Origin of the sequence: Odoribacter splanchnicus DSM 20712, assembly GCF_000190535.1 — a bacterium.
Classification (GTDB): Bacteria; Bacteroidota; Bacteroidia; order Bacteroidales; family Marinifilaceae; genus Odoribacter; species Odoribacter splanchnicus.
The window spans coordinates 3,801,273-3,815,844 of record NC_015160.1 but is presented as its reverse complement, the minus strand read 5'-3'; the positions used below and the strand labels follow the sequence as shown (position 1 = coordinate 3,815,844).

Sequence of the window (14,572 nt, the reverse complement as noted above, 5' to 3'; positions counted from 1 at the left end):
TATTTACTCAGTCAGATCTCAATTTACAAAGATAAACTATATCGGACAAAAGGGGAATAGTTAAAGGGAAAAAAGTGAAAAGAAAAAATCAGACCGTTTGAGCCAGACACCCTAAAGAGAAACGCACATTCCCTGCCTGAGCCAAAACCTGCAAACAAGCACCGATCGTAGCTCCTGTCGTTATCACGTCATCGACCAACAATACCTTTTTTCCTGTAATTTTAGCGGGATTGCGCAACTCAAAAATATGCTCGACATTTTTAAGCCTTTCGCTTGCATTCTTCCCGGTTTGCGATGCATTGTTCCGAACCCTGAAAAGCACATCGTCATAAATGTCTACTCCTATCGTTTCGGCCATACCACAAGCAATTTCCCGGGCTTGATTAAATCCCCTTTCTTTTTCCCTTTTGGGATGTAAAGGCACCGGAATGATACAATCTGCCTCACATTCATTTTTAATCTTCTCTCCCAGCAAACGGCCGAGATAGATACCCAGAGACCGATGAGAACGATATTTAATCCGGTAAATCAAATTTTTATAGGGGCTGAATTTATTATAATAAAACAAAGAGAATAATTTTTCAGGCCGGTAAGCGGCATCGAAATTCAACAACACATCTTCCTGAATAGCATAGGCCTGATCGGAAAACGGGAAATCAGCCAGACAGGCGGTACACAAATACACTTCACCTTTCATCAGGCTTTCCCCGCAAACGGTACATATCCGGGGGTAAAACAATTCACAAACAGCCCTTCCCGAAGACAACAATCTGTCTTTTAGCCATCTTCCGATTCGCAATCCAAGCTGTCGTGTCATAAATTCAGGTTTTAGCCATCCGACCCCATCATATTCAACTTTTCAGACGATATCCTCTGAACCAATCTATTTCCATACGTGCGGGTAACTGTTTTTCCAGAGGTTCTTTATTGGTTCCCAAAGAGAAAACGACATACATCGGAACGTCCGGGATATGTTCGGTTTCCTCTTTCACCACCAGATCGTTTACCATCCACACCATTTTATTTTCCGTCCACTCCAAAGTGAAAATATAATAGGCATTATCGAGCTCCAGCTCTTTGATTAATTGGATATCTTTATTGACCGCTGTACGATAAGAATACACTCTTCCCATATGTACTCCATCGGCCTCACACTTCATGATTTCCACATGAGGCACCTCTGTATCCCCCAGCATCCAAAAACAAGAAGTCAGGGCACAACGATTCAGCTTAATCTTAGCCTCAAAACGACCGTAGCGCTGCCTCAAAGCAGTGGCAGAACTAATCATAGCAGAGGAATAATCGTATTTTTTCTCCCGTATTCCTACCTGCCGGTCCCAATATTTTCCGATGATCGATTCTTTTCTAAAATTCAGACAAACCGCACTCTCACCGAAGGTGATATTATCCGGTGAGTACAACTGCATATCCTCTCCCACCCCATAGGTATCGTTCAAAAACCGCTCTCCGGCATAATAACGGGTAATCCATTTGGTTTCATCCAGGCGTCCCTGATTGAAATCGTCTTCAAACACCAATTGCCATCTCCTCATACTATTAAAATAAGGGTCCTGAGCCAATAAGATATATTTAGCTATTTCGGGGCGCTTTTTCAAAGCATCGAATTCGCAAAGTAATTGATAATCTTCGGTCGTCTGATACCGGTTTTTATTCAAGAGATAAGCTCTGTTTCGCTTGAATTCTTCCGAACGGATATAAGTTTCCAAATGCGTAAACTTTTGTGGCAAATCCGTATCTTTAACCTCACGGTATTCTTTAAAACGACGTAATTTCTCTAATTTGATCAAAGCAGCGATCTTCGGCTGACGAATAATTTCCTGATAAGCTTTATATTCGACGGCATGTAATTTCTTATCGAAACCGGCCGACATAACCATCACTTTCAGCTTCTGATACTCCTGATATTCAGGCAAAGCTTTTACCCGCTCATACCCCTTCAATTCTTCAGAATCGGCAATCAACAGATAAGATTGTAACTTACGCACCTTGAGCAAAGCTTTATATTGCCGTTCTGCTTTATAATATTCGCTGTCCTTATAAGAGAGCTGTTCGATTTCTTTCCGTCTTTCCTTAAACTGAGCACTATTTACATACTCTTCAAGCTCGCGATAACGTTTTAGCTCTTCCCCTTTTTCCACCCTCAGAAACAATTCTTCATCTTCACGGAATACGGCTCTGAAAGTTTCCGCTTCATAGGTCGTACGAAGTAGTTTATGCTTAGAAAATAAAAAAGAAAATAATCCCATACACTACAATAATTAACAGATCAGACACTATCACACATCAGATAGCAAAGTTAATGTAAAAAAAACAAAAAACCTATTTTACTGCTTTACAAAATTATAAGTGATCGTACCTTTCTGCAGCGCAGGGGCGTCCGGTTTTTCATTAAAACGCGAACGTTTAGCAGCATCGGCAGCCACCCGCCACAAACAGTCGTCCGACTGAGACTGATCTTCCAAAATTTTAGCTTTCTGGACCACACCTTTCGGATTAACCAGTATCTCGACTACAACTTTACCTCCATATTCACATTTAAATACCGGAATCGGCAGAAAACGGGCATACCGGTCTTTCAGATTATAACTGACACTACTTTCACCGGCATAAAAAGTAGATTTCAAAGAATCCAGTTCCTGTTCCCGTTTATCGCGATCATTTTGCAAACTGTCTTTTTGGTAATTTTTATCGCGTTGGGCTTTATAACGTCCGCTATTTCCTTCTTCTTCCAACTCCTTCAAAATCTCGTCCACATATTGCTGTACACTGGCATCCGCTCTCTTTTCCGGCTGTACGGCATTCTCATTGACAGCAATGGAACGCAACATGCGTTCGACCTCTTCCTGAGAAGTCTTTTGACGAATTTCCTCTTTTCGTTGCTGCTCTTCCTCTTTTTTCTGCCTCTCCTCCGGAGTCGGGGTATCCATAACGATTTCCATCTCCGTATGAACCTGAATCCGGGAAATTTCCATACTCAATAAAAAAATAGCCAGGACCAAGTGAAAAATCACGGTACCCATAATCCCGCGCCGATGCGGAATAATCCATTTTTCTATATATGCTTTAAAATTCATCTTCATTACTTCACGTTACTCGAAACGAATCGCTTTAATCGGTTTTATCCTGGAAATCAACATCGTCGGCACGACCAACATCAACACCGAAACTACCAACACTCCGACATTCAATAAAATAATATAGACCCAATCGAAATAAATCGGCACCGTATCCATATAATAAGTAGCCGAATCTAATCTGACAATCCGAAACAGAGCCTGCAAACCACCTAAGGTAAGAGCCAAAATATTACCTACCACCATCCCTTTGCCAATCAATCCGGCAGCTATATATAAAAACAATCTCCTCAGACGTATATTCCGATATCCCAAAGCTTTCAAAATCCCGATAAAGGAGGTCTTATCCAAAATCAGGATCAACAAACCCGACACCATATTAAAACCGGCAACCACAACAATCAGCGTCAGGATGATCCAAACATTCATATTCAACAGATTCAACCAATCGAAGACCTGAGGAGCCGTTTCCCGCAAAGTAGTGATTTTATAAAAATCGTCATCCTGATTCATGGGCAAGGTGTCGTCCAACTCCGCCTCCACCTCTAATATGCGTTTCATATCGTTCAGTTCCACAGCAATACCGGAAACCTCCCGGGGCGCCCAATTGTTCAATTTCTGTAAATGCCTGATGTCACACACCGCCAGCATTTCGTCATACTCCTTAAAACCGGTATCGTAAATTCCCTTCACCGTAAACACCCGTGCTCTCGGCGGATCTTGTACAAAATGTGCCGTAATTTTATCACCGGGACTGACATTCAATATAGCCGCCACAGCAACTGAGATCAACACCTCACGAGAAGGTTCGGCCTGAAAAAAATCAGGGTATTCGCCCTCCCGAAGATGCTTCCGGTAGAAAGAAGCATCGTAAGAGGAATCCATACCTTTCAAAATTATACCGTGAATTTCTTCCTTACTCTTCAAGATCGCCGGTTTTGTCACATAAGCATACATCTGCTTTAAATCGGACACTCTCCGGACCACTTCCAACAAAGAATCGTTCAGCTCGATCTCACTTCCCGAATAAGCATCTTCATGATCATAAGCCGTAATGCTCAAATGAGCCATAAATCCCGACAATTTAGTGGTTATCTCATTTTTAAAACCGGTAATAATCAGGATCGAAAGCAGCATCACACAAACTCCTAGCGCAATACCGGCTAACGCAATTTTTACAATCGGCACAGATACCGCTCCGTTTTGTTTTCCCTTCAATAATCTTCTTGCTATGAATAATTCAAGATTCACTCCGTCACCAATTAGTTAACCCGACAAATTTAAGGGAAAAAATTGTTTATTCATTTATTTAAGGATCGGTTTATTTGCCAAACAACGGATTCCCCCAAAATAAAACGACAGCAATCAAAATTGATTAAGCTCAACTTTAAAACACGTCGAAACTACTTTAAAAGGTAGCATTATTGTTGTACTTATTCGTCTTCGGTGATCGCGTTCGGAGACCCGGTCGCTTCCGCCGGTCAATGAAGGAAAGCCTTAACGAACCGGTCTGACGGTATAAAAACCGGAATCGGAATAGAAAGGGGAAAAATCAAACCTAGATTTAATCTGCAAACGATACAAATTTGATTAATTATAAGTTAAAATCACCATATCATTGTATTTTTTCAATTAATTTTTGTATTATTGTTTCAAAATGAAAGCAACAAACTAAATCATATCATGCAAAATAATCTGATTGATAAACAGCTGGTTGACACCACGATGGCTCAATGCGGAGTAAGTAATTTAGACGATGCTTCTATCCGCGACACGGTAAAAATAGCTAATCTACTGGAAAAAGCCACCGGCGAAAAATTCATCCGAATGGAAATGGGTGTTCCGGGTCTGGCTCCTTCCCGTATCGGAACAGAAGCCGAAATCGAAGCATTAAAACACGGAGTAGCCCAATTTTATCCGATGCTGGAAGGTTATCCGGTACTTTCTGAAGAAGCTTCCCGTTTTGTAAAAAATTTCATGGATGTCGATATCCGGCCAGAAGGAATCATCCCGACAGTAGGTGCCATGCAGGCATCTTATGTCGCTTTCATGGCATTGACCGAATGCCATAAGGGGAAAGACACGATTTTATTTATAGATCCGGGATTTCCGGTACAGAAAACCCAACTCGAAGTCATCGGCAAGCCTTATCAAACCTTCGATATCTATGAATACCGGGAAGAAAAACTGGAAGCTAAACTACGGGAATACCTGGACCGGGGGAATATCGCCGGCATCGTTTATAGTAATCCGAACAACCCATCCTGGGTATGCCTGACGGATTTCGAATTACAAGTCATCGGCAAACTGGCAACCGAATACGATACCATTATTCTCGAGGACCTGGCTTATTTTGCCATGGATTTCCGCAAGGATCTGTCTCATCCGGGTAAGGCTCCTTTCCAACCGACTGTAGCGAAATATACGGATAATTATATTTTTATGATATCCAGTTCGAAATTATTCAGCTATGCCGGCCAGCGCCTGGGGCTGCTCTGTATTTCCGATGCTTTATTCCATAAGAAATACGAACATTTGAAAGAACGCTATAAAGCCGACAAGCTGGGATATACCATTACCTATAAATTGATATATACCCAAACATCAGGTACCGCTCATTCCCCTCAATATGCCGTAGCAGCCGTATTGAAAGCCGCCAACGAGGGAAGGATCAATATATTGACAGATGTCAGGGAATACGGCAAACGGGCTGAAATCATGAAGACCCTTTACAAAAACGCCGGTTTCAAAGTCGTGTACGATAAAGACGGACATGAAGACGTAGCGGACGGTTTCTATTTTACCATCTATTATCCGGGAATGACAGGAGCAGAATTAGCTAAAGAACTTCTTTATTATGGAATTTCTTCCATCACATTAAAAGGATGCGGAAGTACCCGGGAAGGATTAAGAGCTTGTGTATCCCAAGTCGGACTGGACCAAATGGACACATTGAAAGACCGGATCGAACGGTTTGCCAAAGATCATACCCCAATCGAATCATAGGGAGTGATGATTTTAAATCCTTGTAGATTCACACTTTACAAACAGATTGTGCAAAAAAAAGCTAAATATTTTCTCACTCTTCGGGGAGATGTGCAGTTTTCAGCTTAAAATGAAAATAATTTGATCTTTTTTTGCGGATTTGATTTTAAAATGTAATTTTATACCCGAATTAAATAACAAAGCGTAATAATATTACATCAATATTCGACAAATTATAATTTATTAAGATTATGGCAAAATTCAGAGGAGCAATTGTTGTAGACACCGAACATTGCAAAGGATGTAGTCTGTGTGTCGTAGCATGTCCGACTAAAGTGATCGAGCTGAATCCGGATGTAAACGGAAAGGGTTATCACTATGCTTATATGAAAAATCCCGAAGCTTGTATCGGCTGTGCGAGCTGTGGTCTGGTATGTCCCGACTCTGTAATCACTGTCTATAAAAAAAATGTAGAATAATATAAAACTACCGAAAAAATGGCAGAAGTAAAATTAATGAAGGGTAATGAAGTAATCGCAGAAGCCGCCATTCGTTGCGGATGCGATGGTTATTTTGGTTACCCGATTACCCCGCAATCTGAAGTCATGGAAACCCTCATGCTGCGCAAACCATGGGAAGAGACAGGCATGGTGGTATTGCAGGCAGAAAGCGAACTGGCCGCGATCAATATGGTATATGGCGGTGCATCTTGTGGTAAAAAAGTAATGACCTCTTCCTCTAGTCCGGGTATCAGCTTAAAACAAGAAGGTATCACTTATATCGCCGGAGCGGAATTACCTTGCTTGGTAGTCGACGTTATGCGTGGAGGCCCTGGCTTAGGTACGATTCAACCTTCACAAAGTGACTACTTTCAGGCGACCAAAGGTGGTGGACACGGTGATTATCACCTGATCGTTCTTGCCCCCGCATCGGTTCAGGAAATGAGTGATTTTGTCGTATTGGGTTTCGAGCTGGCTTTTAAATATCGTAATCCGGCTATGGTATTGGCCGATGGCGTGATCGGTCAGATGATGGAAAAAGTAGTCCTTCCGGACTATACGCCGAGATGGACAGATGAAGAAATCGAAAAAATATCGGGCGATTGGGCACTGACCGGTAAAAAGAAAAACCGGAATCATCATATCATCACTTCTTTGGAACTGGAAGCACACCGTCAGGAAGTATTCAACGAAAAACTTCAACGGAAATACCGCGAAATCGAAGCCAACGAAGTCCGCTACGAAGCACTCAATTGTGAGGATGCCGACTACATTTTCGTAGCTTACGGTTCTTGTGCACGTATTTGCCAAAAATCCATCCAATTAGCCCGCCAGGAAGGTATCAAAGTAGGACTGTTACGTCCGATCACCCTCTATCCTTTCCCGACACAAGCCATTTCGGATCTATGCGCTAAAACCAAAGGTTTCCTTTCAATAGAAATGAGTGCCGGACAAATGGTTGAAGACGTACGGTTGGCTGTCAACGGAAGAGTGAAAGTAGATTTCTACGGCCGTATGGGTGGTGTTGTACCTACTCCGGAAGAGATCGTGGAAGCACTGAAAAATAAATTTAAGATTTAAGAGGAACGATAAGATGGAACTAACAGACATTATAAAAGAGGAAAACCTCGTACTCCAAAAGAGCAAACTCCTCACTGACAACGTTATGCACTACTGTCCGGGTTGTACTCACGGCGTAGTTCATAAATTGATCGCGGAGGTGATCGAAGAGCTGAACATCCAGGATCAGACCATCGGTGTTTCTCCGGTAGGATGTAGCGTATTCGCTTACAATTATATCGATATCGACTGGGCTGAAGCCGCTCACGGCCGTGCACCTGCCGTAGCTACCGCCATCAGCCGCCTGCACCCCGAAAAATATGTATTTACTTATCAGGGAGACGGTGACCTGGCATCTATCGGATGTGCAGAAATCATGCATGCTTGTAACCGGGGAGAAAATATCGTAGTGGTTTTTATTAACAACGCTATTTACGGTATGACCGGAGGCCAAATGGCTCCTACCACCTTGTTGGGACAGGTGACCTCGACCACACCCTACGGACGTGATGCCAAACTGAATGGTTTCCCGATGAAGATCACCGAATTATTGGCACAACTCGACGGAACCTGTTATGTTACCCGTCAAAGTGCAGAAACACCTGCTGCTGTACGGAAAACAAAAAATGCGCTGAAAAAAGCATTCCAAAATACCCGTTTACAAAAAGGCCTCTCCTTCGTAGAAGTTGTAGGTACTTGTAACTCCGGTTGGAAGATGACTCCCGTCGACGCCAATAAGTGGATGAAAGAACATATGTTTGAAAAATATCCGCTCGGGGACATCAAAGACATCTAAAAAAAAGGCTAGAATGCTAAAGGCGAAAGGCTGGAAGCTAAAAGCTAAAAGGCTAGAGACTAAAGACCAAAAATGTAAATTATTGTTTTTATGACAGAAGAAATTATTATAGCCGGATTCGGAGGACAGGGGGTACTTTCTATGGGAAAGATCCTGGCTTATTCCGGCATCATGCAAGATCAGGAAGTATCCTGGATGCCTTCCTACGGTCCTGAAATGCGCGGAGGTACAGCCAATGTTACGGTGATCATCAGTGACGAACGGATCAGTTCACCGGTATTGAATGCCTTCGACTCGGCCATTGTACTCAACCAGCAGTCTATGGATAAATTCGAGCCCCTGGTAAAAGCAGGCGGAACCCTGATATACGATCCGAACGGTATTACCCACCATCCTACCCGGAAAGACATCAACATCTATCAGATCGAAGGTGCCCGCCTGGCTGCTGAGGGAGGTAATCCGAAAATCTTCAACATGATCATATTGGGAGGATTCCTGAAAGTAAAACCGATTATTAACCTGGATAATTTGGAGAAAGGGTTGAAGAAATCTCTTCCGGCCCGTCACCACAATTTAATACCGATGAATATCGAAGCCGTACAAACCGGTATGGCCGAACTTAAAACAATTCATCAATTATAAACCTTTTTCTCACCTTACCATGAGGGAACTGCCCGGAAAACCGGGCAGTTTTTTTTATTTGACTACCCGAATCTTATTATTTTTTCACAACCTTTTTGAATACGATGTAAAATCCTCTTTCTCTTTTATTTATCTTTGTCGATTCATGATAATGTGGTGTTATCATAAAAACGGGAGAAAAACAACATGAAACCTTTAAGGAATAGTATCCATAAATTCCTGAAGTCAGCGGAAGTGACCTTCTTCGAAGGGTTATACCGGGATTATTTCACGCGTACCCTGTTTTTTGCACAGCAATATCTTCCCGATCCGGAAGAAGCCCGCGAAATTGCTCAGGAAACGTTCGTTACATTATGGGAAAAAAGAACTGAAATCCGTCCGGACCTCAGCGTACAAGCTTTTATTCTAACCATTGCCAAACACAAATGCCTGAATGTATTAAGAAAAAAGATCGCAGAACAAAAATACAGCGATAACCTGACGGCCCGGGAAACTATGGCTAACTATTCGGCTCTTTCCGACGAAACTTTCGATACCGTTCAAATGCAGGAGCTGGAACAACTGATCGGACAGGCCCTCTCTGAGCTGCCCGAAAAAACGAGAATAATCTATAAAATGAGCCGGGACCAGGAAATGACCTATGAAGAAATCGCACAGGAAATCGATTTATCGGTCAAATCCGTCGAATACCACATGACTAAAGCACTCGCTCACATGCGGTATAAACTGAAAGACTACCTGATACTTTTGTGTTTCGGATTAATCCCTTTACTCACTTAAATTAAAAAAATCCAAAATTTTATTTAGGGTAGTTGTAGATTTAAGTGTATATTTACCAAAAAGATTCCCAATACTTATGAATGAAGAGTTATTACTCAAATATATAACGGGACAAGCGACAGAGGGGGAGAAAATAAGGATCCTGAATTGGCTGGAAGAGCATCCTGACAATCGACTGAAATTCAATCGATTAAAAAACACATGGGTCATAAGTAAGTTACCCGAGACCAAAGCTCCGGAAGCGAGCGTACTACAATACTCCCGTAAAATCCGCCACCGTAAACAAAACCGGCGAATCCTGGGTTATGGCATTGCCGCTTCATTGATCCTGCTTCTTTCCTTTCAAGTATTCTATCAATTCAATGACTATCGGCAAGAAATCCATTTTCTGGAAAATCAGCAATTAGCCCAATTGGAATACCATACCAATAAAGGAGTAAAAGGACGGGTCACGCTCCCTGACGGAAGTATCGTTTGGTTAAATTCTGACAGTGAATTGAAATGCCCGGCACAATTTTCCGGAGACAGCCGGGAAATCAATTTCTCGGGTGAGGGTTATTTCGATGTAGTAAAAAATCCCGAAAAACCGATGATCGTTAAATTGGAAAACGGAATTCAGGTTATCGTCAAAGGGACTAAATTTAATCTGACCTCCTATAAAAACGACGATAATGTCTCTGCCCTATTACTATCCGGTAATATCACCGTCTTGCGGACCAAGCATTCGAAACAGGAAGAAATCAAAGTCAAACCCAACGAAAGAATTTGGATAGAGAAAAAAGAGAGGCAAAAAGTCAATCTGACTGTCCCGGCCGAGACTTTACCCATCCTAGGTTGGAAAGACGGTTGGTTGATTTTCGACGAGACACCGATAGCGGAAGTCCTGAAAAAGCTGGAACGTTGGCATGGCATGACCTTCGAAGTGAAAGACCCGGAAATTCTGGATCAAAAATTTACCGCCCGTTTTCACGAGGAATCCATTTCCCAGATACTGGAAATCATGCATAACGTCGCCTTGCTCCGGTTTGAAATAAAGGATAAAACAGCCGTTCTGTATAAGTATTAAGATTACAGGACTCAATTTTTTGAAAAAAAATGCGAATATCGATTTAGGGTATTCGCATTTTTATGTGTATTTTATATACATTAAACAAATTAACCAAATTTATATGAAAAACGATGTATCAGCTATTCCAGCCGGAAAAAGCAACTACCTGAAACGGCTTTTATTCCTGCTGGTATGTGTGCTAATGTCAGGGAATGCGGTGTGGGCGCAGCAACCTACAATCACCATTCATGCTAAAAATCAATCTTTAAAAGAGGTATTGAAAGAAATCGAGCAGCAAAGTAAGCACTCGTTTATCTATTCCTCGAGTACCATCAATGTCAACCAGAAAGTTAATCTGGAATGTAATGGTGTATCTTTAGACAAAGCTTTGGAACAATTGGGAGCCATTGCCGACATCACTTACTCCATTTCCAATCATCAGATTATGCTGGCTCCGGCAGGGAAACAACCGACTCCGGCAGCAGTAGCCGGCAATCAGAAAGGAGCTAAAGCCGGACAAACCATCCGGGGGGTTGTGAAAGACGAAAACGGAGATCCGATTGTAGGAGCCAGTGTTTTCTTTAAAGGTACTACAGTAGGTGTCGCTACAGACGTCGATGGGAAATTCACGCTAAAAACGACAGAAGCGGGCCAATTGCTGGTGGCCTCCTTCATCGGTTACAGCAATGCCGAAGTGAAAGTAATGCCTAACCAGGAAGTCTACAACTTCGACCTGAAACCGGAATCGAAGATGATCGAAGAAGTCATCGTCACCGGTTACCAGACCATCTCTAAAGAACGGGCAACCGGTTCGTTCGCCATCATCTCTCCCAAAGATATGGAAGGGAAATTACAAACCAACGTTATGGATCGTCTGGAAGGGAAGGTGGCCGGATTGACTTCGAACCGCGGGAATATTCAGATTCGAGGAGTCTCTACCTTGAATGGCGACAAGACACCGTTATATGTAGTAGATGGTATTCCGTTTGAAGGAGAACCGGGCAGCCAAACTACGCCATTGGATGTGCTTAACCCTTCGGATGTTGTGAATATCACAGTATTGAAAGACGCTACAGCTGCTTCTATCTACGGAGCTCGTTCCGCCAACGGTGTAATTGTTATCACAACGCGCAGCGGTTCAACAGGCAAACCGCGTGTCAACTATAACGGAAGTATCAAATTGCAAGGCCTCCCCGATAGGGATTATGCAAACAAAATGTCCAGTTCGGAATTGGTGGACTTCCAAAAAATGTTGATTCAAACTTTCCCGAATGTAAATCGTTATGATGCCAACCGTTTCCAAAACGATGTGCAATTGTTATTGCTGGATTGGAGAGACGGCAAATTAAGCGAATCGGAACTTGAAACGAAATTGAAACCCTACCGTACACATGACAGGTACAACCAAGTGATTGATGAATTCCTTCGTAAAAGGGCCATCACACACCAACACAACCTTTCATTTAATGGTGGTTCGGACATCTACAAATACAATTTTTCTATAAACTACACCGGAACCGCTCCACACGAACGAGAACAGAAAACGAAACGTATAGGTTTTAATATCAAAAATACGTTTAATCTCTTTAAGTGGTTTACTTTGGATGCAGGCATCATCGGCAGCAATAAGTCCGAAGATTACGACAATGGCGTGTTGGGTATGAACTTGTTGAATGCGGGTACCTCTTCCTATTATATGTTGCGTGACGACGAAGGCAATCCGCTCCAGATGTACAATACCAAATCGCAGGCAGAAATCGACCGTTTGAAAAGTATCGGGTTGATGGACGAGACCTATATTCCGGTCAATGAAATGGCATCTCGCCACTATACGGCAAAAAGCCGTTACCTGAACTTGAATTTCGGAGCCAAATTCAAGATTATTGACGGGCTGAACCTCGAATTGCGTTACCAGACGGAAAATACCACCGGATTCACGAAGCAATATGACACGAAAAATGCTTTGGATGTAAAAACCATGATTAACGATGCTGCCGTATTAAATCCAAACGGTACGTTAAAATACAACATCCCTGTCGGAGGACAGATTGTGCAGACCAATACGGACAATAATTCCTACACGATGCGTGCCCAGGTGAACTATAACAACACCTTTTCCGAGCGTCATGACTTACAAGTGCTTGTCGGCGCAGAACGGCGGAAAGTCGTTACCTCTCAAAACGGTTTCTACCGTTTGGGATACGATGATCAGACATTGGTGTACAGCGAAATCAACGCGCTTGACTTGAATCAAATGCTTCGGGGCACTCAAAGTATATACGGAACATTCTCATTCAAGAACAAGACTCCGGGTTTCTCGCATGTGGACAACCGTTATGTATCATTCTATGGAAATGCATCCTATACTTTAGACAACCGTCTGACCGTGAATGGAAGTATCCGTATTGACCAATCAAACCTTTTCGGTACAGACCCCAAATATCAGTATAAACCTTTATGGTCTGTAGGTGCCCACTATGTTCTGTTTCAAAACAAAACCAATTGGTTAGATCGTCTTGTGCTTCGTGCCACTTACGGTATCAACGGTAACGTTTCTAAAAAGAACGGTCCTTACCTGATTGCCGCAGCAGACAGGAACAACTACTTTACCAACGAAAGTGCATTCTATATCAAAAGTCCGGCAAACCCGTCATTGCGTTGGGAAAAGACCCAAGTAACCAACATCGCAGTAGATTTCAATTTATTCCAAAACCGTTTGAACGGCTCTGTCGAATTCTATAACAAAAAGAGTAGTGATCTTTTGGGAGACTTCTCCACCGATCCGACCCTGGGATGGAGTTCCATGTTGATGAACTTTGCCAGTTTGTACAACCGAGGTGTAGAAATCGTATTGAACAGTGAGAATATCAAAACGAATGAATTCTCATGGACTTCTAACTTCATATTCGGATACAACAAAAATAAAGTGCTTGAAGTCGAGACTTCTGATGAATCGGCTTACAGTTACTATAGCAAACTGAACACCCGTAAAAATTATGCCATGAATTCCATGTTCAGCGTTCGTTATGCTGGTTTGGATGAAAACGGTATTCCAACCGCCTATAACAAGAATGGAGAAATTGTAAAATCTGCCGACCTTTTGACCAAGGAAGATTTAGTTTACTCGGGTACTTACGAGCCACGTTTCAATGCATCATTTACTAATCGTTTAAGTTATAAAGGTTTTGATCTTTCCTTCATGTTTATCTATGCCGGCGGTCATGTAATGCGCGATGTAAAAGCAGGCATGTTGATTGCACAGCATCCTATTTACCGCACCTCCAATGCCGACCGCGACCTGATGAATTACTGGAAAAGCGCAGAGGATAACAACAATCCGGACATCAACCCGGCTTTTGCTTTCCAAAACCAGGCAGCCATGAAAGCAAAAGACCTTTGGAGTGCAGCCGACAAACATGTACAGAAAGGCGACTACATCAAATTGCGCGATGTGACTCTTGGTTATACCATTCCCCCACATTTGTTGAAAAAATACATGATTCAAGGTATCCGCCTGAATGTACAGATACAGAACCTTTGGTACTGGGCCGCCAATAGGAACAACCTGGATCCCGAAGTATGGAACGGCAGCAGCCTTTCACCCTCACGCGGCTCTCACCTCCCGGCAAATGTGACATTCGGTTTATCAGTTAATTTCTAAAATGAG

Annotated in this window: 12 protein-coding genes; 8 read left to right on the top strand and 4 right to left on the bottom strand. The window is 42.5% G+C overall.

The window, feature by feature from the left end; translation table 11 throughout:
* Window positions 1-88: 88 nt before the first annotated feature.
* The 4 genes from ODOSP_RS16115 to ODOSP_RS16100 all read right to left on the bottom strand — a co-directional run bounded on the left by ODOSP_RS16115 (window position 89) and on the right by ODOSP_RS16100 (window position 4,346).
* On the bottom strand, window positions 89-817 hold the full coding sequence (locus ODOSP_RS16115; protein ID WP_013613354.1) for a ComF family protein: 729 nt from the start codon (window positions 815-817) through the stop codon (window positions 89-91).
* A gap of 34 nt (window positions 818-851) precedes the next feature.
* Complete coding sequence (locus ODOSP_RS16110) at window positions 852-2,267, bottom strand: glycoside hydrolase family 16 protein (RefSeq protein ID WP_013613353.1); 1,416 nt, start codon at window positions 2,265-2,267, stop codon at window positions 852-854.
* A gap of 78 nt (window positions 2,268-2,345) precedes the next feature.
* Window positions 2,346-3,095: an energy transducer TonB gene (locus ODOSP_RS16105; protein WP_118102861.1), complete on the bottom strand. Its 750-nt coding sequence runs from the start codon at window positions 3,093-3,095 to the stop codon at window positions 2,346-2,348.
* Between the two features lie 15 nt (window positions 3,096-3,110).
* On the bottom strand, window positions 3,111-4,346 hold the full coding sequence (locus ODOSP_RS16100; RefSeq protein ID WP_013613351.1) for an ABC transporter permease: 1,236 nt from the start codon (window positions 4,344-4,346) through the stop codon (window positions 3,111-3,113).
* A 432-nt stretch (window positions 4,347-4,778) separates the two neighbouring features.
* Between ODOSP_RS16100 and ODOSP_RS16095 the strand changes: the two genes are divergently transcribed.
* The 8 genes from ODOSP_RS16095 (at window position 4,779) to ODOSP_RS16060 (ending at window position 14,566) form a co-directional block, all read left to right on the top strand.
* Entirely contained in the window at window positions 4,779-6,101 is a 1,323-nt protein-coding gene (locus ODOSP_RS16095) for an aminotransferase class I/II-fold pyridoxal phosphate-dependent enzyme (RefSeq protein ID WP_041556999.1), read from the top strand.
* Between the two features lie 230 nt (window positions 6,102-6,331).
* Window positions 6,332-6,559: a 4Fe-4S dicluster domain-containing protein gene (locus ODOSP_RS16090; protein WP_013613349.1), complete on the top strand. Its 228-nt coding sequence runs from the start codon at window positions 6,332-6,334 to the stop codon at window positions 6,557-6,559.
* 18 nt (window positions 6,560-6,577) lie between these two features.
* Window positions 6,578-7,660, top strand: coding sequence for a 3-methyl-2-oxobutanoate dehydrogenase subunit VorB (locus ODOSP_RS16085; RefSeq protein ID WP_013613348.1), 1,083 nt, complete (start codon window positions 6,578-6,580; stop codon window positions 7,658-7,660).
* A gap of 13 nt (window positions 7,661-7,673) precedes the next feature.
* Window positions 7,674-8,435 carry a thiamine pyrophosphate-dependent enzyme gene (locus tag ODOSP_RS16080; protein WP_013613347.1) on the top strand — a complete coding sequence of 254 codons (762 nt, stop codon included), beginning with the start codon at window positions 7,674-7,676 and terminating at the stop codon, window positions 8,433-8,435.
* A 90-nt stretch (window positions 8,436-8,525) separates the two neighbouring features.
* Window positions 8,526-9,077 (top strand): 2-oxoacid:acceptor oxidoreductase family protein, encoded by a 552-nt coding sequence (locus ODOSP_RS16075; protein WP_013613346.1) that lies wholly within the window; start codon window positions 8,526-8,528, stop codon window positions 9,075-9,077.
* 186 nt (window positions 9,078-9,263) lie between these two features.
* Window positions 9,264-9,857, top strand: a complete 594-nt coding sequence (locus tag ODOSP_RS16070) for an RNA polymerase sigma-70 factor (RefSeq protein WP_013613345.1) — start codon at window positions 9,264-9,266, stop codon at window positions 9,855-9,857.
* Between the two features lie 76 nt (window positions 9,858-9,933).
* Window positions 9,934-10,923: a FecR domain-containing protein gene (locus ODOSP_RS16065; RefSeq protein ID WP_013613344.1), complete on the top strand. Its 990-nt coding sequence runs from the start codon at window positions 9,934-9,936 to the stop codon at window positions 10,921-10,923.
* A gap of 103 nt (window positions 10,924-11,026) precedes the next feature.
* The gene (locus ODOSP_RS16060; protein WP_013613343.1) at window positions 11,027-14,566 is read left to right on the top strand and encodes a SusC/RagA family TonB-linked outer membrane protein; all 3,540 of its coding nucleotides are present in this window, start codon (window positions 11,027-11,029) and stop codon (window positions 14,564-14,566) included.
* Window positions 14,567-14,572: the final 6 nt, after the last annotated feature.

Coding starts and splice junctions, on each gene's coding strand:
- ODOSP_RS16115 (WP_013613354.1), bottom strand. CDS start 817: ATGACACGACAGCTTGGATTGCGAATCGGAAGATGGCTAAAAGACAGA.
- ODOSP_RS16110 (WP_013613353.1), bottom strand. CDS start 2,267: ATGGGATTATTTTCTTTTTTATTTTCTAAGCATAAACTACTTCGTACG.
- ODOSP_RS16105 (WP_118102861.1), bottom strand. CDS start 3,095: ATGAATTTTAAAGCATATATAGAAAAATGGATTATTCCGCATCGGCGC.
- ODOSP_RS16095 (WP_041556999.1), top strand. CDS start 4,779: ATGCAAAATAATCTGATTGATAAACAGCTGGTTGACACCACGATGGCT.
- ODOSP_RS16090 (WP_013613349.1), top strand. CDS start 6,332: ATGGCAAAATTCAGAGGAGCAATTGTTGTAGACACCGAACATTGCAAA.
- ODOSP_RS16085 (WP_013613348.1), top strand. CDS start 6,578: ATGGCAGAAGTAAAATTAATGAAGGGTAATGAAGTAATCGCAGAAGCC.
- ODOSP_RS16080 (WP_013613347.1), top strand. CDS start 7,674: ATGGAACTAACAGACATTATAAAAGAGGAAAACCTCGTACTCCAAAAG.
- ODOSP_RS16075 (WP_013613346.1), top strand. CDS start 8,526: ATGACAGAAGAAATTATTATAGCCGGATTCGGAGGACAGGGGGTACTT.
- ODOSP_RS16070 (WP_013613345.1), top strand. CDS start 9,264: ATGAAACCTTTAAGGAATAGTATCCATAAATTCCTGAAGTCAGCGGAA.
- ODOSP_RS16065 (WP_013613344.1), top strand. CDS start 9,934: ATGAATGAAGAGTTATTACTCAAATATATAACGGGACAAGCGACAGAG.
- ODOSP_RS16060 (WP_013613343.1), top strand. CDS start 11,027: ATGAAAAACGATGTATCAGCTATTCCAGCCGGAAAAAGCAACTACCTG.